Here is a 1,427-nt window from a genome sequence, read left to right on the forward strand (position 1 = left end):
GGTCACGTCCGCCGGAGTGGTGTATCGACGGCCACTCGGTGATCTCGTTGTGAGGCTATGCGCTGAGTTCGGCGGGCAGGGCGGTGTCGTCGGTTTCTGACTCGATCGAGTGGAGGCGGGCTTTGGCGAGGAGTTCGCGGCCCATGTAGCGGCGGGCCTCGGTCCATTCGTCGTTCTGCTCGGCCAGGACCGCGCCGACCAGGCGGATCAGGGCGGTGCGGTCGGGGAAGATGCCGACCACGTCGGTGCGGCGGCGGATCTCCTTGTTCAGCCGTTCCTGCGGGTTGTTCGACCAGATCTGCCGCCAGCTCTCGCGCGGGAATGCGGTGAACGCCAGCACGTCGCCCTGAGCCGCATCAAGGTGAGCTGCGGCTTTGGGGAACTTGGCTTCCAGGGCGTCGAGGACGTGCCTCATCTGGGCTTTGACGGCGTCGGTGTCGGGTTGTTCGAAGACGGTCCGCAGCAGCGTGGCCACCCACGGCTGCGCCGACTTGGGCACCTGGGACAGCAACGCGCGGGCGTAGTGCGTTCGGCATCGCTGCCAGCTCGCGCCGGGCAGGGCGGCGCCGATCGCATTGACCAGGCCCATGTGCGCATCGGAGATGACCAGTTGGACGCCGGACAGGCCGCGGGCGATGAGTGAGCGGAGGAAGGCGAGCCAGCCGGCGCCGTCCTCTGCCGTGGCGACGTCGATGCCGAGGATCTCACGGTGTCCGTCAGAGTTGACGCCGACCGCGATCAGCGCGTGGACGTTGATGATGCGGCCGCCCTCGCGGACCTTCTGCGTGAGCGCGTCCATCCAGACGAATGTGTGGGGGCCCGCGTCCAGGGGCCGGTTGCGGAACGCGGCCACCTGTTCGTCCAGGTGCTTGGCCATCGCGCTGACCTGGGATTTCGACAGCTGGGTGACGCCGAGGGACTCGGCGAGCTTTTCGACTCGGCGCGTGGACACGCCGAGCAGGTAGGCGGTGGCGACCACCGAGACGAGGGCCTGCTCGGCCCGGCGGCGCCGTTCGAGGAGCCAGTGCGGGAAGTAGCTGCCCTGGCGCAGCTTGGGAACGGCGAGTTCGACGGTCCCTGCGCGGGTGTCCCACTCGCGTGGGCGGTAGCCGTTGCGGTGGTTGACGCGTTCGTCGCTGACCTGCCCGTATTCGGCGTTGCAGAGGGCGTCGGCCTCGGCGGACATGAGTGCGTCGGCGAACGTCTTGACCATCGCGCGCAGCAGATCGGGACTCGCCGAGGCGAGGTTGTCCTCGGCAAGGGCGTGCAGGGGCAGACTGTCTGGTGCGGTCATCGTGCTGATCTCCTTCGAGCCTAGACATCTCGAAGATCAGCCGGTGGCCGTTCTCATATCCGGACCCTCACTCCGACGCCGGGACAAACACCCGGATCAGGTGGGAACCGGTACACCACTTCCAAGGACGCAA

The 1,427-nt window shown here is 67.7% G+C and carries 1 protein-coding gene; it reads right to left on the minus strand.

Annotation, left to right across the window (positions count from 1 at the left end; genetic code table 11):
- Positions 1–55: 55 nt before the first annotated feature.
- The gene (locus AQI88_RS36535; protein ID WP_067008257.1) at positions 56–1,294 is read right to left on the minus strand and encodes an IS256 family transposase; all 1,239 of its coding nucleotides are present in this window, start codon (positions 1,292–1,294) and stop codon (positions 56–58) included.
- Between the last annotated feature and the right edge of the window lie 133 nt (positions 1,295–1,427).

The organism is Streptomyces cellostaticus (genome assembly GCF_001513965.1).
In the GTDB taxonomy this organism is placed as follows: domain Bacteria; phylum Actinomycetota; class Actinomycetes; order Streptomycetales; family Streptomycetaceae; genus Streptomyces; species Streptomyces cellostaticus.

Coding starts and splice junctions, on each gene's coding strand:
- AQI88_RS36535 (WP_067008257.1), bottom strand. CDS start 1,294: ATGACCGCACCAGACAGTCTGCCCCTGCACGCCCTTGCCGAGGACAAC.